Consider the following 17333-nt stretch of genomic DNA (forward strand, 5'->3'; position numbering starts at 1 on the left):
CGATGATCTCACGGGGGCCTCAGGCCGGTGCGCTGTGGTGATGATGCTCGTCCACGCCGAGCTCGAGCGCCCACGCGCCGAGCACGTCGCTCACCCGCCCGTGAAGACGCACGCTCGCGCGGTCGTCGGCCCGGGTGGGGCCGTCGTTGACGATGACCAGAGGCTTCCCCTCGGCGATGGCCCGCCGGGCGAAGCGCAGCCCCGACATCACCGTCAGGCTCGAGCCGAGCACGAGCAGCGCGGCCGAGCGGTCGAGGAGCGCGAACGCGTCGGCGACGACCTCGCGGCGCGCGCTCTCGCCGAAGAACACCACGTCGGGCTTGAGCATCCCTCCGCACAGGGAGCACGGCGGGTAGCGGAAGCGGCTGGTGCGGTCCACCTCGGCATCGCCGTCGGGCGCCTGCGCGGCGTCCCGGGCGAGCTCCTCGAGTCGCTCGGCGATGTCCGGGTTCATCTCCAGCAGCCGCGCGTGCAGGGAATGGCGGCCGATGGTGCGGTCGCAGTCCAGGCAGCGCACCAGGTCGAGACGGCCGTGCAGGTCCACGACGGGGGCCGATCCCGCCTGCTCGTGCAGGCGGTCCACGTTCTGGGTGATCACGCCGGTCAGGTCCATCGGTGCGGCGAGGCGCGCGAGCAGGCGGTGCCCGCGGTTCGGGAGGGCCTTGCCGAACTGGGTCCAGCCGACGGTCGATCGCGCCCAGTAGCGACGCCGGGAGAGGTCCGAACCCACGAACTCCTGATAGGTCATCGGTGTGCGCGGGACGGCCTTCGGGCCCCGGTAGTCCGGCAGCCCCGACTCGGTGGAGAGGCCGGCGCCCGTGAGGACGGCGACAGGGCGGCCCCGCAGCAGGTCGAGCGCGTGCAGGACCTCCTCCGGGGTGCTCAGCAGGCCGTAGAGCGAGGGGTCGTCCGGGCCCCACGGATGCTCGCGCACATGAGCGTGCGCGGGCTCGCGGGCACCGGTGGAGAACCAGCGGCCGACGTCCGCCGCGGGCCCGGCGCGGCCGGCGCTCATGACCCCACCGTCCGGAATCCGCCGGCGTCACCCGCGCGCATCCATTCGAGACCGTCCGGCCCGTCGTCGGTGTCGACGAAGCGCCACGGTTCGGGATCGCCGACCGGTGCGGGCGGATCGTGGAACCAGTAGGTCGCATCGGGGTGCCAGCCGGCGACGAGGGTGAGTGCGGTGCGGGGGCGTCCCAGACGAGTGTGGCGAGCAGTGATGCCCTCGACAGGGACAGCACGCCCGGCGAGGTCGAGGTAGGCGCCGAGGCTCAGGTGCGCTCCGTCAGCCACCTCGGCGACCGACGACCAGTCCGGCATCATCCACGGGCCGGCCTCTCCGGTGCATGCGTGCCAGTTCCCCCGACGGCCCCGCCTCGGCTCGAGAGGATGTCGGCGGCAGAGATCCACCCAATCCTGCTGCGAGCGCACCTCGAGGATCCGCCGACCCTGTGTCGTGGCGATGCGCTGCGCGTCCGCGGACTCGTACCCGAAGTCGTCCTCTTCCAGCCAGAGTCGCATCGGGGCGCCGTCGGAGAACTGACCGGTGGTGCTCTCGAGGCGGGGTGACGGAGTCGTCCACCAGATGCCCGAACCTCCGGTGAGCGAGGAATCCCAATCGGCACGCTGCTCGAGGAGCGCGCGCCGTGCGTTCTCCTCGTACCCCGGCGGGTCATGGATCGTCGTCGGCTCTTCCCCGTCCCATCTCGTCAGGTGCTGACGTCCTGGATCGGCATCGTCGAACCACGCCTGCACCACGGGTGAGGACGCGAGGTGTTCCGCGACCCTGATGAGCGCCTCGCGCACGGGAGGAGTCGCGGCGACGACGTCGCGACCGTCCATGCCCTGCCAGTAGCGCGCCGTGGTCACGGCGTCGGCGACGCAGCGACGCAGGAGGTGCTCCATCGGTTCCGCGAGCGGGATGTCGTCGACTGCCTCGGCGATCCGCGCGAGCGGAGGATCCGGTGGCGGGGGAGCGATCGCTCGTCTGCCATCAGAGGTGTAGAGCATCGCGACGCTGCTGTCGTCACGGTGGTGTGATGCGTCGTCGACGAGGTGATCCAGGGGCCCGATCGAGTCCGGGTGACGTAGAGCCGCCTGTTCACTGCGGATCGCGAACTCCAGCAGCGTGCGCAGCCCACGCGGGCCGCGAGTGAGTGCGGAGACGACGCCGGCTTCGTTCGCGATTCGCGCCTTGCTTCCTGGCTCTGGGGCGGAGGCGGCGTCGCCCTTCACGGACGGTTCGCCCGCGCCCTCACCCTCACCCACCGAACACCAGCTCGTCGGCCAGCCCCCGCGCCCCCGGCTCGACCGCGAACAGGGATCCCGCCGCCGGGTCGTCGTCGGGCGCGAGGTTCTCGCGGCTGGTGGTGATGTAGAGCGTCGCGCGGTCCTGCCCGCCGAAGGTGCAGGCGGTGACCTGGCGGGCGCCCACTTCGATGCGCTCGGCGACCGCACCGCCGTCATCGAGGCCCAGCACGCGGCCGGCACCGTTCATCGCGACCCACACGCGGCCCTCGGTGTCGATGGTGAGGCCGTCGGGGTGGCCGTCCTCCTTGTGCAGATCCGCGAAGGGCCGCCGGTCCATGAGCCCGGCCTGCTCGTCCCAGTCCAGGACGTCGACGCGTTCGGTGGGGGTGTCGACGTAGTAGGCACGGCTGTGATCGGGGGAGAAGACGAGGCCGTTGGAAATGGTCAGGTCATCCCAGACCGCCGTCGCCTCCCCGTCGGTGCCCAGGCGCCACATGCGCGCGGCCCCTGTCGCCTGGTCGTAGGCCATCGAGCCGCACCAGAAGGTGCCGTCGGGCGCGGTGGTGCCCTCGTTCATGCGCACCGGCCCGTCCCAGAGCGTCGCCAGGGGAGTGATGGAGCCGTCGGGGTCCTGCAGGCCGAAGCCCTTCTCGAGGGCGAGCACGGCGCCCCCACCCCGGCGCGGACGCACACAGGCGACCACGGGGCTGCCCGTCGCGGTGCGGGTGATGCCTCCGCTCGCGGGGTCGAGCTCGAGGTAGTCCCCGGCGAGCATGTCGACCCAGCGCAGCGCCCCGCCATCGCCCCAGCTCTCGGACCAGATCGGCCCCTCGGCGTGGTAGCAGAGGGAATCGGTGAGGCGAACGGCGTCCATGGGTCCTCCTGGTCGAAGCGTGGTCGGTGCCAGGCTATCGGCGCGAGGAGGTCAGCGGCCCAGGAGCCGTCCCATCGGGACGAAGTCCTCGAACTCGGCGTCCCGTGCAGGGGTGGTGGGGGTGCCCTCGGGATCGGTGTCCGTCTCGCCGCTCTCCGGGTCTCTTGCCGCGCCGTCCTGGCCGGCATCGGTCGAACCGCTGTGATCGGCGTGCTCGGCGCCCGCTCCGATCCCGGCGCCGAGCATCGAGACCAGCTCGCGGGCGGCGCGCTGTGCGCGATCGGCGAGCGAGTCCTGTGCGGACTCCGAGGCCGAGGCGCCGCCGAAGTCGGTGGAGGCCGCGAACACGGCCGTCGGCACCATCTCGGCGCGCAGGTAGGAGAACATCGGCCGGATCGCGTAGTCCAGGGCCAGCGAATGGCGGGCGGTGCCGGCGGTCGCGCCGAGCAGCACGGGCTTGCCGTGCCACAGGTCCTTGTCGAGCGCGTCGATCAGCAGCTTGAACAGGGCCGACGGGCCGACGTTGAAGATCGGGGTCACCGCGATCACCGCGTCGGCCTCGCGGATCGCCTCGACGACGGGGCGCAGGCGCTCGCCGGGGAAGTGCGAGACCAGCGCATCGGTGAGGTCGTGGGCGTGCTCGTGCAGCTCGATCGTGGAGGTGGTGACCTCGTCGCCGGTCCGTGCGATCGCGGCGCACGCCGCCGACGTCAGCTGGTCGGCCAGCATGCGGGTCGAGCTGGGGGTCGACAGCCCCGCGGTCAGGGTGAGGATGCGGTAGGTGCGAGTCACGAGGTCCTCCTTCGAGCAGTGGTGGCGGATGGATGAGTGGGGCCGGGGCCCGGGACCGGGGGCGCTCTCCCTCAGGCGCGGTCCTCGGCGCGCAGCCCGGTCCAGTTGTCCCCGGTCTCGAAGCGGTAGGCCTGGTCGAACGCACCCTTCTCGGCCTCGCGCGCGGCGACCAGCGCCGCGTGCGTGGGTCCCTCGGGCACGTCGGCCGGGCGGCGGGCGTCCAGCTCCCGGCGCAGCACGGGGACGACCTCGGTGCCCAGCATCTCGATCTGCTCGAGGACCGTCTTCCGCGGCAGGCCCGCGTGGTCCATGAGGAACAGCTGGCGCTGGTAGTCGCCCACCTCGTCGGCCATGGTCAGGTAGCGCTCGACGACCTGCTCCGGGGAGCCGACGGTCAGCGGGGTCTGCGCGGTGAAGTCCTCCATCGAGGGGCCTCCGCCGTAGACGGGCGCGTTGTCGAAGTAGGGGCGGAACTCGCGCACGGCGTCCTGGGAGTTGGGGCGCATGAACGCCTGCCCGCCGAGCCCGACGATCGCCTGCGAGGCCTTCCCGTGGCCGTAGTGCTCGTAGCGCTCGCGGTACAGCTGGACCATCTGGCGGGTGTGCTGGATGGGCCAGAAGATGTTGTTGTGCAGGAAGCCGTCGCCGTAGTACGCGGCCTGCTCGGCGATCTGCGGGGAGCGGATCGAGCCGTGCCAGACGAAGGGCGGGACGCCGTCGAGAGGCCGGGGCGTGGAGGTGAACTGCTGCAGCGGCGTGCGGAACTCGCCCTGCCAGTCCACGACGTCCTCGCGCCACAGCCGGTGCAGCAGGTCGTAGTTCTCGATGGCCATCTCGAGGCCCTTGCGGATGTCCTTGCCGAACCACGGGTACACCGGGCCGGTGTTGCCGCGGCCCATCACCAGGTCCACGCGCCCGCCCGTGAGGTGCTGGAGCATCGCGTAGTCCTCGGCGATCTTGACCGGGTCGTTCGTGGTGATCAGCGTGGTCGCCGTGGACAGGATGATGTCCTTCGTGCGCGCGCCGATGTAGGCGAGCGTGGTGGTGGGGGAGGAGGTCACGAACGGCGGGTTGTGGTGCTCGCCGAGGGCGAAGACGTCCAGGCCCACCTGCTCGGCGAGCTCGGCCTCCTCCACCATCAGCTCGAGCCGCTCGTGCTCGGTGGGGATGCGCCCGGTGGTGGGGTCGGGGGTGATGTCGGCGATGGTGAAGATTCCGAACTGCATGGGGTCCTCCTCGGGGTGCTGCCGCAAGATAGTTCAAATATAAATTACTTCGCGGCCGACGACAAGCCCCGTGGGTCCCGGGCCACACCCGCTCCCCGCGCGGGCATCGGGTCGCCGAGGGGACACACGTCCGATTTCTCGTCTACTCGACCTGCGAGGACTCGGCCTTCCAGGTGTTGCACGCCGACAGGTCGCCGTCGCTCTCCGCCCCCGTGGCCGTCCACGCGTCGACGGTGCTCTCCTGGATCGAGGGCTTCTGATCGGGGTCGCGGTTCTGCCGCTCCGCCCGACGCTGCTGGAGATCCGTCGAGGGGCGGGACCCCTCGGGCAGCTGCATCACCGCGGCCGACGCCATGCAGGCGTTCTGCAGGAGGTAGCGGCGCGAGGCGTCGTCCTTCTTCTCGGCGTCGTCACCGATGGCGTCCTCGAGGTGCTGGTAGTACAGCCCCACCGACGACTGCCACATGAGCGTGTTCTGTTGGACGAACGCGAGGTCCCACAGCAGCAGCGGAGCGAGGTCCCCGGGATGTTTGGCGTCGAAGGAGGCGCCGTAGTCGGAGGGCCAGTAGATCTTGCCGTCGAGGTTGCAGACCCGCGGATAGTCCTTCTCGAAGGAGTCCTTCCTGCACTCCGAGGTCGGGACGTGGGGCCAGTCGTAGACCACCACGTCCAGGGTGTCCCAGGGCAGGGAGCGCTGAGAACTCGCCTCGCCCCAGACCGAGGCCAGGCACCCGCTCCCGGTGTTCAGGAACTCCTCGAGCTGATCGCCGGACAGCTTCTTCGTCGGTGTGGGCAGCTCACACGCATCGCCCGCCGGCAGGGTGCCCTCGGTGAGGGGATTCGTCTCCATCACCTGCCGCAGACCGTCCTCGTTGAGCGAGACCTCGTCCAGCGGCGTGATGACCTTGAACGCGGGAGCCGTCTCCGGCGGCTTCGACTCCGAGGACGACGTGCTCGTGCTCGAGGAGCTGCCCGCGGAGGTGGAGGTGCTGGGCGAGGCGTCGCGGTCGGGTCTCGTGCCGAGCACGAAGGCCAGGGTGCCGCCGCCGGCGGCGACCAGCAGCAGCGCCAGGCATCCACAGGCCACGGCGGCCCACGCCCACCCGGGTCGTCGTGACTGCTGCTGCCCTGGTCCTGGACCCTGCGTCATGGCGTTCCCGTCCGCGCCCCCGGGGGCGACGCGCTCGCTCGGTCAGTGGGACGCCCCGTCGACGCCCTGGGGACAGGGTACCCAGCGTTCCCGCCCCGGACGCGAGGATCGGTGGCAGGATGGCTGGTCATGACGCATCGGAGCATCGAAGAGCTGCTGGACGCCCGCCGGCTCGCGGGACTGACCACGACCCCGGGCGGGAGGATCGTCGCCACGGTTTCCGCCCCGGATGCGAAGGGCACCGCCTACCGCACCTCCCTCGTCGAGATGGTGGACGGGGCCCTGCTGCCGCTGACCCGGGGCAGCGCCTCCGTCGGTTCCCTCGCCCTCGCCGAGGACGGCACCACCCTGTTCACCGCCAAGCGCGTGGGGGAGGACGGCGACGAGGCCGAGGACGCCCAGCTCTGGGCGCTGCCGGCGCGCGGCGAGGCCCGGGAGATCGCCGCCCGTCCCGGTGGTTTCGGGGGTCTGCACCTGGCCGAGGGCCTGCTGGTCGCCGAGCTCGAGGTCCACTCGCAGGCGACCGATGAGGCCGCCCACGCGCGACTCGCGGCGACTCGGGAGAAGGCCAAGGTCACCGCGGCCCTGCACAGCGGCTTCCCCACCCGCTTCTGGGACCACGACCTGGGGCCGATGCGCAGCGTGCTCGCCGTCGCGACGCTCCCCGACGATCTCCAGCGCGCCGAGGCGACGCTCCCGCCGGGCGCCTCGGCGGCCACGGAGGCCGGCGCGGAAGCGGAGGAGATCTCGGAGAACGCCCCCGAGACCTCCGACGAGCCCCGCAAGCAGGTCCTGCACTTCCGCCACCTGGAGATGCCGCCGGGACGCCTGACCGCCTGGACGGCCGATCGCCAGGGCCGGCACGCGCTGGTCACGATGACCGACTCGGTCGAGGACCGCCTGGCCGTGGGGCATCTGTACCTACTGGACCTGGTGGGTGGCGGGGCGCCGACACTCGTGCGCGAAGGCACCAGCGAGGTCGAGCACTGGCCCGGCGAGTTCAGCCCCGACGGCTCCGCGGCGATCATCGCTCGAGAGCAGACCTGGACGCAGACGGCCTCCGCACAGGGCTGGATCGAGGTGCTCGACCTGGCGACCCTCGAGAGCCGGGAGCTGTGGCCGGATCTCGACCGCGACCCCGAGCCGGTCTGGATCGACGAGAGCACGCTCGTCGGCGCGGGGGACGACCAGGGGCGCGGCTCCGTGTGGATCGGCGGGATCGACGATGCCGCGCCGCGACGACTCGTCGGCGGCCCCGACCAGGAACTCGCCTTCGGCTCGCTCTCGGTCACCGACGGCGCCGTGATCGCGAGCGCCTCCGGGATCGCGGTCGCCCCGCACCCGGTGCGGATCGACCCTGCGACCGGCGCGCTCCAGGACCTGCCGAACCCCGCCGGCGCCCCCGCCCGCAGCGGGACGCTCACCGAGGTCACCGCGCAGGCCGAGGACGGCACCGACCTGCGTGCCTGGCTGCGGCTGCCCGAGGGAGAGGGGCCGCACCCGCTGGTCGTCTTCGCGCACGGCGGCCCCTGGGGGTCGTGGAACGCGTGGACCTACCGGTGGAACCCGAACCCGTTCGTGGCCGCCGGGTACGCGGTGCTGCTGCCGGATCCCGCGATCTCCACCGGGTACGGGCAGGCGATGATCGATCGCGGTCAGCACGAGCTGGGAGGGGCGCCATTCACGGACATCATGGCGCTGACCGACGTGACCGTCGGCCGCGAGGACATCGATGCCGAGCGCACCGCGTTCGCGGGCGGCTCCTACGGCGGCTACATGGCCAACTGGGTCGCCGGGCACACCGGCGACCGCTTCCGCTGCGTGGTCACCCACGCCTCCCTGTGGGACACCGCGACCATGGGCCGGACCACGGACAACGCCGGCTGGGAGCGGCCGATGCGCGAGCAGAACAAGCATTTCAATCCCAGCGACTTCGTGGCCGACATCGTGGTGCCGATGCTCGTCATCCACGGCGACAAGGACTACCGGGTGCCGATCGCCCAGGGCCAGGCGCTCTGGTACGACCTGCACGAGTTCTCCGCGACCCCGCGCGACGCCGAGGGCCGCACGCGCCACCGCTACCTGTACTTCCCCGACGAGGGGCACTGGGTGGCGGGGCGCGGCAACGCCCAGGTCTGGTACGAGACCTTCCTGGGGTTCCTCGACGAGCACGTGCGCGGTGAGGAATGGGAACGCCCGGCGACGCTGGGCTGAACAGGAGCAGGGGGCTCAACGGGAACACGGGGCTGAACAGGAAAGTGCCCCGGCCCGTCCCCACGGGCCGGGGCCATCCCTTTCCCCCGTGAGCCGGTCATGGCGGGGAGTCCTCCTCAGTGACTCGCCGCTCCGGCATCACGTGAGGACCACTCAACCCCGCACACCCGGGCAGGGGCTGAACACGGGCTGTCGGTTTCCTAGGGAGATGGAGCGGTGGGCGCCGTCGGCTCAGGTCCCGGGCGGCGGGACGACCTCGAGGACGCCGGAGTCGGCGCGCGAGAGCAGCCGTGAGACGGGGCAGCGCGCATGCGCGGCCTCGGCCAGCCGGCGAACCTCGTCCTCCGGGAGGTCCTCGATGGCCACCAGGGCGCGCGGGGCGAAGCGGAAGCCGCCGGCGGGGTCGCGATGCAGGCCGACCTCGACGTGCACGTGGGTCGCGGCGTCGATCCGCTGCTCCCGCAGCACGGCCTTGAGGGTCTCGCCCAGGCACGTGCTCCACGCCATCGCCAGGAACTGCTCGGGGTTGCTGCCCGTCGCGTCGGGGGAGGGGCCGCCGGTGGGGATCGTCGGCCCGTTCTCGACGCGGACCTCCCCGGCCGTGCCGCCGATGTTCTCCACCCGCGCCGTGTAGAGGGTGCGGGTGTACTTCTCGGAGGTCGTATCGGCCGGGGACTGTGCAGGTGGTTCCGCCATGACGCCAGGGTAATCCTGGGTCACGTGTACCAGGTCGGCTCCGGGACACGTCCCGCGAGCGCGTACTCGCCGACCTCCCGCTTCTTGTAGGGCAGCGGGTCGTGCAGGGAGTGCGTGCGCAGGTTCCGCCAGTAGATGTCCAGGCCCACGGAGTTCGCCGAGGCCCGGGCGCCCGTGAGCTCGAAGATCCTCGAGGTGACCTCGAGGCCGTCCTCGACGATCCGCAGCTTGGAGGCGGCCACCTGCACGGCGATCTCCCCGCGCCGGCGCTCGGTGAGCTGCTCGCGCGGGGCGTGCAGGATCTCGCTGATCGCGGCGCCCGTGCGGTCGATGAGGGATGCGTCGGCCCACAGCGTCGACTGCAGGCGGCCGTAGCCCTCGAGGATGTACCACTCCTGGTCAGCCGAGTCCTTGTCGTCCCCGCCGAAGGGCCACGGGCGGGTCTTCTCCCGTGTGTACGCGGTGGCCCGCTCGAGAGCCCCCTCGGCGATGCCCAGGTAGAAGTTCGCGAAGACCAGCTGGATCGCGGGCACGTTCAGCGTGGCGTAGACGCTGCCGTGGAACGTCTTGTCGACGTATCCGAGCGCGTCGGACCAGGGGGCGCGGACATCGGTGATGCGCACCGATCCCGACTCCGTGAGGCGCTGTCCCAGGTTGTCCCAGTCGCCCGCGAAGACGATGCCCTCCTGGTCGGTCGGCACGGCGGTGAAGACGTGGTCGTCGGTGCCCTGCAGGACTCCCTCGAGGATCGTCACGTCCGAGACGACGCCGCCCGTGGAGAAGGACTTGCGGCCGTTGAAGACCAGCTCGTCCCCCTCGTCGGCGACGGTGAGGTCGTCGTCGCGGGGATTGACCGCACCGCCGATCAGCCACGTCCCCTCGGTCGCCGACCGGGCGAAGGCGGCGCGCTGCTCGTCGGTGCCGACCAGCTCCGCGGTCCAGAACCACAGGTAGTGGTATCCGAGCAGCTGGCCGATCGACCCGTCGCCGCGCGCGATGGTGCGCACCACCGTGTACGCGGTCTCCCAGGTCTGGCCGCCTCCGCCGAACTCCGGCGGCCCCAGCAATGTCACCAGCCCCGCGGCCTTCAGCAGCGCGACCTCCTGGAAAGGGCTCTCGTTCGCGCGGTCTCGCTCGACCGCGTCGAGCGCGAGCAGGTCGGAGACCTCCTGGGCCCGCTCGAGCCAGCCCTCGGCGGTGGTCGGGTGCTCCGGCCAGCTGGGCGAGGGCGTGCCGGTCGCGGCCGACGGGTCGGCGGCGTCGGTAGCGGTCGTGGGAGGCGCGGTCCTGGACGTGGCGGTCGTGGTCATGGGTCAGCTCCTTCGTGGCGTGCGGTCGGTGCTTCCGGCCGCACGCTACATAGGGCTGCTTAAGGGCGCGCCTGCTGGGACTTATGAGTTCGTGCGGGGTCGCACGGCGTCGCGGGAGTTCTTCCGCGGGCCCTCCGCGCACATGCAGAACGCCCCTGATCCGCGAACTCGCGGATCAGGGGCGTTCCCAGGGCGGAGGATGGGGGATTTGAACCCCCGAGGGCTTTCACCCAACACGCGTTCCAGGCGTGCGCACTAGGCCGCTATGCGAATCCTCCATTGCTCGTAGAGCAGGAGACACACTACCGGAGGGCCTCCGGTGGTGCGAGCCGGCGTCGGCCCGGCCGGGTGCATGTCACACCCGGACCGGCCGACGGGGCGGCGCCACGCTGCGGCACCGCCCCCGCGCTCAGTCCTCGGGCTCCTCCGGATGCCTCACGATGTTCACGACCGCCGCCGCGAGACCGCCCCAGACGGTGACGATCGCGACGCACAGCATGACGATGGCCGATGCCGACATCAGTTCCCTCCCTCCGTCTCGCGCAGGGCGCCCGTGGCGAGCGCCTGGTCCCTGCTCCCGGCCGCAGCGCCGTCAGCGCTGCCGGAGACCTGCGGCGAGCGCAGCTCCTGCGGGGTGGCGGGTGCTCCGCCGGGCGTCACCTCGAGCACGGTGCCCGGTGACGTGAGGACCGCGTCGGTGACGACCGGCGGGGCGATCGAATCGCCGTCGGAGTCCGGGCGGTCCTTGTTCGAGCCCGCGGGCCACGGCAGCAGAGAGATGGCGATGGCGACGATCACCAGGGCGATCGCCATGCCCCAGCCGAACACGTTGACGAACCAGTTCGGGTACCCGGAGTACGCCGTGTCGGCCGACAGCAGCTCCACGATCGAGAGGATCATCGTCACGCCCAGGACGAGCGGGGCGATCACCTTCACGCAGGTCTCCCACCCCGTGCCGAGCCGGAAGGTGCCCTTGAAGTTCAGGTGGTCCCGCAGGGTGGGTAGGCCTCGGATGATGTATCCGAGCGCGATCGTGGACACCAGGGCGGCGCCGACGATCCCGTAGGAGTTCACGAAGTTGTCGAGCGTGTCCAGCAGCGCGAGCCCCATCGTGGTGGGGAACAGCAGGGTGGAGCCGATAGCCATCGGCAGCAGCACCACGAGCGTCCCGGGGATACGGGAGAGGCCGAACTTGTCCTGCACCGCCGAGACGATCACCTCGATGATCGAGACCAGCGAGGTGAAGCCCGCGAGCACCAGCGACCCGAAGAACAGCACGCCGATCAGGGCGCCGCCGGGGGCCTGGGAGATGATCGTCGGGAAGGCGATGAAGGCCAGGCCGATGCCGTCGGTGACGACTTCCTGGATGTTCACGCCCTGGGCCTGCGCCATGAAGCCCAGTGCCGAGAACACGCCGATGCCGGCGAGGATCTCGAAGCTCGAGTTGGCGAAGCCGACCACCAGGCCGGAGCCGGTGAGGTCGGTCTTCTTCTTGAGGTAGGAGGCGTAGGTCAGCATGATGCCGAAGGCCACCGAGAGCGAGAAGAAGATCTGGCCGTAGGCCGCGATCCACACGCTGGGCTTGGTCAGCGCGGCCCAGTTCGGCTCGAACAGGGCGTTCAGGCCGGTGATCGCGCCGGGAAGGAACAGGGCGCGCACCACCAGGATCACGAACATGACCACCAGCAGCGGGATGAAGATCATCGAGGTCTTGGCGATCCCGCTCTCCACGCCGAGCGCCAGCGTGATGATCACGGCGACCCACACCAGCAGGATCGTCAGCAGCACCGGGCCCACGTAGTCGAAGCCGATCGACACGTCGGTGCCCTGCAGGGACTTGGTGAAGTCGCCGAAGAAGAAGCCCTCGGCGTCGTCCCCCCACTTCTGGCTCACGGAGAACACCATGTAGTTCAGCGACCAGGCGATGATCAGGGCGTAGTAGCCGCCGATGATCACGCAGATCAGCACCTGCCACCAGCCGATGAACTCGGTCCAGCGCTTCAGGCGGCGCCAGGCGAGGGGAGCCGAGCCGCGCCAGCGGTGCCCGATCGCGTAGTCCACGAACAGCAGCGGGATGCCCGCGGTGAGCAGCGCGACCAGATACGGGATCATGAACGCCCCGCCGCCGCCCTCGTAGGCGACGGCCGGGAAGCGCCAGATGTTGCCGAGGCCGACGGCACTGCCGATGGCGGCGAAGATGAAGGCGGAGCGCCCGGAGAACGCGCCGCGGTTCGCGCGCGTTCTCTGCTGGTCCGCCGGGGCGGGGGAGGATGACATGGCATGCCTTCCACGGTCGAGAAGGGGGATCTGGGCAGGGCCGGACGACGGCCCGGAGGGGCGTGCGTGAACGCGTGTGGCCCCGGTACTGGGGGCAGACCCTAGAGGATCGGGGCGTTCCGGGCACCTCCCGCCCAGCACGCGGTCACCCGGGCATGGGACGAAACTCTCCCGACGGCGCTCGTCGATTAGGGTCTGGCCATGCCCGATGATCGTTCCCCGGCCCCCGCTGTCCGTCCCGCTCCCGCCTCCGGCGCGTACCTCGCCGAGCTCGATGCCGCTCGCGAGCAGGCACTGCGCACTCTCGCCCCGCATCCCGGCTCCGACTTCTCCGGTGCGGGGGACGTGCTGCACGGGCGCCTGGAGGACGCGGTGGCGGCCGACGCCGGCGCGATCGTCGACCTGATGCTCGACCTCGCCGCCCACCCCGAGACGGCCTTCGCCGAGCACCGTTCGGCCGCCGCCATCGGCACGCTCCTGGAGGACCACGCCCTGGAGGCCGAGGTGGGCGTGTTCGGACTGGACACGGCCGTGCGCGCGGAGATCCGCGGCGAGGGGGACGGCCCCACCCTCGCGATCCTCGCCGAGTACGACGCCCTGCCGGGCGTGGGGCACGGCTGCGGCCACAACGTGATCGCCGCGATGGGCGTCGGCGCGTTCCTGGCGCTCGCCCGCCTCGCGGCAGAGGACCCGTCGGCCGTCCCGGGGCGGGTCGTGCTCCTGGGCACCCCCGCCGAGGAGGGCCACACCGGCAAGGAGTACATGGCACGCGAGGGAGCCTTCGAGGGGCTCGACGCCGCCGTCATGGCCCACCCCTACGCCGGGTACGACCTGGCCGACCAGGCGTGGCTCGGGCGACGGACCCTGACCGTCGAGTTCACCGGGCACACCGCGCACGCCTCCGCCCAGCCCTTCATGGGCCGCAACGCCCTGGACGCCGCGAGCCTCATGTACCAGGGGATCGGCCTGATGCGGCAGCAGACCCCGCCCTCGGACCGCATCCACGCCGTGGTGCGCGAGGGCGGCGAGCGGGCCAGCGTGATCCCCGACCGCTCGCGCCTGGACCTCTACGTGCGCTCGCTGGCCCCCGCCACCCTGCGCGACCTCTCCCGGCGTGTGGAGGACGTGGCGCGCGGCGCCGCGCTGATGACCGGGTGCGGGGTCGACATCCGCTGGGACGAGCACCCGCCCTCCCTGCCCGTGCGCACCAACGAGGCCCTGACCGGCCGCTGGGTCGAGTCCCAGCGCCGCCGGGGACGGGACCCGCTGCCGCGCGGCGTGGTCTCCGAGACCCTCGCCGCCTCCACCGACTTCGGCAACGTCAGCTTCCGCATCCCCGGCATGCACCCGGTGATCCACGTGTCCGATCCGGGGGTCGCCCTGCACACCCGCGAGTTCGCCAAGGCCGCCACCAGCGACCTCGCTCGCTCCGCCGCGGCCGACGGCGCCTACGGCCTGGCCGCCACCGTGCTCGACGTGCTCCACGACCCCGAGCTCGCCACCGCCGTGCGGCGGGAGTTCGAGGACGCCGGAGGCGCGATCGACGTGCCCCACTACTTCGACTGACCCCCACCGGTTCGACCGCCCCGCGAACGACCCGGCCCCTCGGAATCCTCCGCCCCCGATCCCCACCCCGGCCGATCATCCCTCGGCCGACCAGGAGAGACCCATGAGCCGCACCGCCTCCTCAGACACCGCCCCGAGCACGCGCACCGACCGGCTGCTGAACGTCGTCGAGCGGGCGGGCAACAAGCTGCCCGAGCCGTTCATGCTGTTCCTGATCCTGTTCGCGATCACCGGGATCGTCTCGACCGCGATGGCGCTCGCCGGGGTGCAGGTCACCGTGCCGGGCTCCGACGAGGCGACGGTCATCAAGGGACTGTTCACCGGGGAGGGCATGGCCTGGCTGACCACGAACCTCGGCGAGAACTACATGGGCTTCCCGCCGCTGGTCACGGTGATGCCGATCCTGCTGGGAATCGGCATCGCCCAGCACTCGGGGCTGCTCGCCGCCGGCATCCGCGCGATGTTCGGCTCCTCGCCGCGCTGGCTGCTGCCCTACGTGGTCGGGATCGTCGGCGTGATCGCCTCGATCATGTCGGACTCGGCGTTCGTGGTGGTGCCGCCGCTCGCGGCCCTCGTGTTCAAGGCTGCCGGTCGCCACCCCGTGGCGGGACTGCTGGGAGGCTTCGCGGCCGCCGGCGCCGGGTACTCCACGAACCTCGTGCCCACCAGCCTGGACGCCCTGTTCGCCGGCATCACCAACTCCGTGATCGACACCGTCTCGGGCCTGGGCGCGACCACCGTGAACCCGGTGTCGAACTGGTGGTTCAACATCGTCTCCTCGATCATCCTGGCGCTGATCGCCGGGTTCATCATCGACCGCATCCTCGAGCCGCGCCTGGTGCGCCAGGGGATCCCCCGCGACGAGACCCTCGAGGACGGGCCGACCGGCTCCGGGGACTCCGCCGAGCAGATGCGCGCCGAGCTCAGCCGGAGCGAGCGCCGCGGGCTGCTGCTGACGATCCTCGCGGGCGTCGTGCTGACGGCGATCGTGCTGGTGGCGGCGCTGGTGCCCGGGTCCCCGTGGCGCAACGAGGACGGCGGCTTCCTCCCCACCTCGCCGCTGCTGGACTCGATCGTCTTCCTGGTGTTCGCCTACTTCGTGGTGCTCGGCGTCGTCTACGGGGCGGCGACCGGGGTGCTGCGCTCCACGGGCGATGCGGTGCGGATGATGAGCGATGCCCTCAAGGAGATGCTCCCCTTCATCGTCCTGGCCTTCATCCTGGGCAACTTCATCGCCCTGTTCAACTGGTCGGGCATCGGCTCCTGGATCGCCGTCACCGGCGCCGAGGGCCTCGAGCACATCGGCCTCACCGGTTTCGGCGCCGTCATCGGCTTCATCCTGCTGGCGAGCATCCTGAACCTGTTCATCATCTCCGGCTCGGGCATGTGGACGATCATGGCGGCCGTCTTCGTGCCGATGTTCGCGCTGCTCGGCTACGAGCCCGCCTTCACGCAGGCGGCCTTCCGCGTGGGCGACTCCGCGACCCAGGTCATCACCCCGATGAACCCCTACATGGTGGTGCTGCTGGGCATGCTGCGCCGGTACGAGCCCGCGGCCGGGCTCGGCAGCCTCTTCGCGCGCATGCTCCCCTTCGTGGTCCCGTTCTGGATCGCCTGGACGGTGATCCTGGCCGTGTTCTTCTTCGCCGACCTGCCGCTGGGACCGGGCAACGGCATCCACCTCAGCGGGAACTGAGGGCCGCGACCTCCGAGGATCGGCAGGGCCCGGGATCGGTAGACTCGCGAGCTGCAGTTCGGCTCCGGAGCGAGAGGTGGCAGACGGGATGACCCTCCGCGAGAGCGCACGGCGAACCCGCGATCTGCCCCCGGTGCTGCTGGGCCTCGCGATCCTCCTGCTCCTGCAGATGATCGGCCTGTCGCTGACCGCCCTTCTGCACCTCCCGGTGCCCGGGGTCGTGCTCGGGCTCGTCCTGCTGGTGCTGCTGGGGCTGTGGCCGCGCACCCGCGGGATCCTGCGCGCCGCCGAACCCGCCGGGACGCCGCTGCTGGCACATCTGCAGCTGCTGTTCGTGCCCCCCGGTGTCGGGGTCGTGGTCGAGATGACGGCTCTCGCCCGCAACGCCCTTCCGATCGCGCTCGCCGTCGGCGGATCGTTCGTGATCACCCTGTTGGTGGCGGGGAGGCTCCTGCAGGCCCTGCTGCGGCGCCAGGACCGGCGCGGCGCCGAGCGCGGGCGACGGGCGCCCGACGGAGGCCCGACCGCTGCGGGAGATCAGGCGACCGGGGGAGCGGGCGCATGAGCACGATCATCCACCTGCCGGTCTTCGGTCTCGTCCTGACCCTCGTCGTCTATCTCGGCGCGCTCTGGCTGCACGGGCGGCGGGGGCGTCCTGCCCTGCTGACGCCCGTGTTCGTCACCGTCACCGTGGTCGCTCTCGTCCTCGAGGCCACCGGCCTGAGCTACGCGGAGTACCTGCGCCAGGTCACCGTGCTGACGCTGCTGCTGGGCCCCGCGACCGTCGCTCTCGCCCTGCCGCTCCTGGCCAACGGCCGCGCCCTGCGCAGCTCGGCACCCGCGGTGCTGCTGACCCTGTTCACCGGGGCCGTGGTCAGCCTCGGCGTCACCATCGGCGCGCTCACCGTCTTCGGCACCCACGCGACGATCCTGCGCTCCGTGCTGCCCCGATCGGTGACCTCCCCCGTCGCCCTCACGATCGCCGAGACCCTGAAGGCCTCGACGTCGCTGGCCGTCGTGCTGACGATCCTGTCGGGGATCCTCGGGGCCGTGTTCGCGCCGCTGCTGCTGAGCCTCGCCGGCGTGCGCGACGAGCGGGCCCGCGGCTTCGCGATCGGACTCACCAGCCACGGCATCGGCACGTCCCGTGCGCTCGCCGAGTCGCCGGTTGCGGGCGGCTGGTCGAGCGCCGCCATGGTGCTGAACGCCCTGGCGATGACGGCGGTGCTGCCGCTGGTGGCCGCCTGGGTGGCGTGAGAGCGGACGCCCTCGAGGTCGA

At 71.4% G+C, this 17333-nt stretch carries 15 protein-coding genes and 1 tRNA gene; 5 read left to right on the forward strand and 11 right to left on the reverse strand.

Annotated features, from left to right (window positions below):
• Positions 1 to 19: 19 nt before the first annotated feature.
• From DEO23_RS04645 to DEO23_RS04670, 6 genes are all read right to left on the reverse strand, one after another.
• Positions 20 to 1015, reverse strand: a complete 996-nt coding sequence (locus DEO23_RS04645; protein ID WP_109274872.1) for a Sir2 family NAD-dependent protein deacetylase — start codon at positions 1013 to 1015, stop codon at positions 20 to 22.
• Entirely contained in the window at positions 1012 to 2271 is a 1260-nt protein-coding gene (locus DEO23_RS04650; protein ID WP_109274873.1) for a hypothetical protein, read from the reverse strand. The genes DEO23_RS04645 and DEO23_RS04650 overlap by 4 nt, the downstream gene beginning before the upstream one ends.
• The gene (locus DEO23_RS04655; protein WP_109274874.1) at positions 2264 to 3127 is read right to left on the reverse strand and encodes an SMP-30/gluconolactonase/LRE family protein; all 864 of its coding nucleotides are present in this window, start codon (positions 3125 to 3127) and stop codon (positions 2264 to 2266) included. Before DEO23_RS04655 ends, DEO23_RS04650 begins: the two co-directional genes overlap by 8 nt.
• Positions 3128 to 3178: 51 nt before the next feature.
• Entirely contained in the window at positions 3179 to 3919 is a 741-nt protein-coding gene (locus DEO23_RS04660; protein ID WP_109274875.1) for a CE1759 family FMN reductase, read from the reverse strand.
• A gap of 71 nt (positions 3920 to 3990) precedes the next feature.
• Complete coding sequence (locus DEO23_RS04665) at positions 3991 to 5145, reverse strand: LLM class flavin-dependent oxidoreductase (RefSeq protein ID WP_109274876.1); 1155 nt, start codon at positions 5143 to 5145, stop codon at positions 3991 to 3993.
• A 142-nt stretch (positions 5146 to 5287) separates the two neighbouring features.
• Positions 5288 to 6295, reverse strand: coding sequence for a hypothetical protein (locus DEO23_RS04670; RefSeq protein WP_133249834.1), 1008 nt, complete (start codon positions 6293 to 6295; stop codon positions 5288 to 5290).
• Positions 6296 to 6424: 129 nt separating this feature from the next.
• On the opposite strand from DEO23_RS04670, the gene DEO23_RS04675 reads away from it, so the two are divergent.
• Entirely contained in the window at positions 6425 to 8509 is a 2085-nt protein-coding gene (locus tag DEO23_RS04675; protein WP_109274878.1) for a S9 family peptidase, read from the forward strand.
• 231 nt (positions 8510 to 8740) lie between these two features.
• Here the strand turns inward: DEO23_RS04675 and DEO23_RS04680 are convergent, their stop codons facing one another.
• From DEO23_RS04680 to DEO23_RS04700, 5 genes are all read right to left on the reverse strand, one after another.
• The gene (locus DEO23_RS04680; RefSeq protein ID WP_109274879.1) at positions 8741 to 9205 is read right to left on the reverse strand and encodes an OsmC family protein; all 465 of its coding nucleotides are present in this window, start codon (positions 9203 to 9205) and stop codon (positions 8741 to 8743) included.
• A gap of 20 nt (positions 9206 to 9225) precedes the next feature.
• Positions 9226 to 10515: an acyl-CoA dehydrogenase family protein gene (locus DEO23_RS04685; RefSeq protein WP_109274880.1), complete on the reverse strand. Its 1290-nt coding sequence runs from the start codon at positions 10513 to 10515 to the stop codon at positions 9226 to 9228.
• A gap of 193 nt (positions 10516 to 10708) precedes the next feature.
• Positions 10709 to 10793 (reverse strand) — tRNA-Ser (locus DEO23_RS04690).
• A gap of 131 nt (positions 10794 to 10924) precedes the next feature.
• Positions 10925 to 11035: a methionine/alanine import family NSS transporter small subunit gene (locus DEO23_RS04695; protein ID WP_109274881.1), complete on the reverse strand. Its 111-nt coding sequence runs from the start codon at positions 11033 to 11035 to the stop codon at positions 10925 to 10927.
• Entirely contained in the window at positions 11035 to 12792 is a 1758-nt protein-coding gene (locus tag DEO23_RS04700) for a sodium-dependent transporter (RefSeq protein ID WP_109274882.1), read from the reverse strand. Before DEO23_RS04700 ends, DEO23_RS04695 begins: the two co-directional genes overlap by 1 nt.
• Before the next feature lie 201 nt (positions 12793 to 12993).
• On the opposite strand from DEO23_RS04700, the gene DEO23_RS04705 reads away from it, so the two are divergent.
• The 4 genes from DEO23_RS04705 (at position 12994) to DEO23_RS04720 (ending at position 17311) form a co-directional block, all read left to right on the forward strand.
• Complete coding sequence (locus tag DEO23_RS04705) at positions 12994 to 14358, forward strand: M20 family metallopeptidase (RefSeq protein ID WP_109274883.1); 1365 nt, start codon at positions 12994 to 12996, stop codon at positions 14356 to 14358.
• Between the two features lie 103 nt (positions 14359 to 14461).
• Positions 14462 to 16054 carry an AbgT family transporter gene (locus tag DEO23_RS04710; protein WP_109274884.1) on the forward strand — a complete coding sequence of 531 codons (1593 nt, stop codon included), beginning with the start codon at positions 14462 to 14464 and terminating at the stop codon, positions 16052 to 16054.
• A gap of 88 nt (positions 16055 to 16142) precedes the next feature.
• On the forward strand, positions 16143 to 16619 hold the full coding sequence (locus tag DEO23_RS04715; protein WP_109274885.1) for a CidA/LrgA family protein: 477 nt from the start codon (positions 16143 to 16145) through the stop codon (positions 16617 to 16619).
• The gene (locus DEO23_RS04720) at positions 16616 to 17311 is read left to right on the forward strand and encodes an LrgB family protein (RefSeq protein WP_109274886.1); all 696 of its coding nucleotides are present in this window, start codon (positions 16616 to 16618) and stop codon (positions 17309 to 17311) included. Before DEO23_RS04715 ends, DEO23_RS04720 begins: the two co-directional genes overlap by 4 nt.
• Positions 17312 to 17333 lie beyond the last annotated feature (22 nt).

It is taken from the genome of Brachybacterium endophyticum, from assembly GCF_003130585.1.
Lineage (GTDB): Bacteria > Actinomycetota > Actinomycetes > Actinomycetales > Dermabacteraceae > Brachybacterium > Brachybacterium endophyticum.

Excerpts from the sequence above, each read along its gene's own strand:
- DEO23_RS04645 (WP_109274872.1), bottom strand. The coding sequence starts at position 1,015 with ATGAGCGCCGGCCGCGCCGGGCCCGCGGCGGACGTCGGCCGCTGGTTC.
- DEO23_RS04655 (WP_109274874.1), bottom strand. The coding sequence starts at position 3,127 with ATGGACGCCGTTCGCCTCACCGATTCCCTCTGCTACCACGCCGAGGGG.
- DEO23_RS04665 (WP_109274876.1), bottom strand. The coding sequence starts at position 5,145 with ATGCAGTTCGGAATCTTCACCATCGCCGACATCACCCCCGACCCCACC.
- DEO23_RS04670 (WP_133249834.1), bottom strand. The coding sequence starts at position 6,295 with ATGACGCAGGGTCCAGGACCAGGGCAGCAGCAGTCACGACGACCCGGG.
- DEO23_RS04675 (WP_109274878.1), top strand. The coding sequence starts at position 6,425 with ATGACGCATCGGAGCATCGAAGAGCTGCTGGACGCCCGCCGGCTCGCG.
- DEO23_RS04680 (WP_109274879.1), bottom strand. The coding sequence starts at position 9,205 with ATGGCGGAACCACCTGCACAGTCCCCGGCCGATACGACCTCCGAGAAG.
- DEO23_RS04685 (WP_109274880.1), bottom strand. The coding sequence starts at position 10,515 with ATGACCACGACCGCCACGTCCAGGACCGCGCCTCCCACGACCGCTACC.
- DEO23_RS04695 (WP_109274881.1), bottom strand. The coding sequence starts at position 11,035 with ATGTCGGCATCGGCCATCGTCATGCTGTGCGTCGCGATCGTCACCGTC.
- DEO23_RS04700 (WP_109274882.1), bottom strand. The coding sequence starts at position 12,792 with ATGTCATCCTCCCCCGCCCCGGCGGACCAGCAGAGAACGCGCGCGAAC.
- DEO23_RS04705 (WP_109274883.1), top strand. The coding sequence starts at position 12,994 with ATGCCCGATGATCGTTCCCCGGCCCCCGCTGTCCGTCCCGCTCCCGCC.
- DEO23_RS04710 (WP_109274884.1), top strand. The coding sequence starts at position 14,462 with ATGAGCCGCACCGCCTCCTCAGACACCGCCCCGAGCACGCGCACCGAC.
- DEO23_RS04715 (WP_109274885.1), top strand. The coding sequence starts at position 16,143 with ATGACCCTCCGCGAGAGCGCACGGCGAACCCGCGATCTGCCCCCGGTG.
- DEO23_RS04720 (WP_109274886.1), top strand. The coding sequence starts at position 16,616 with ATGAGCACGATCATCCACCTGCCGGTCTTCGGTCTCGTCCTGACCCTC.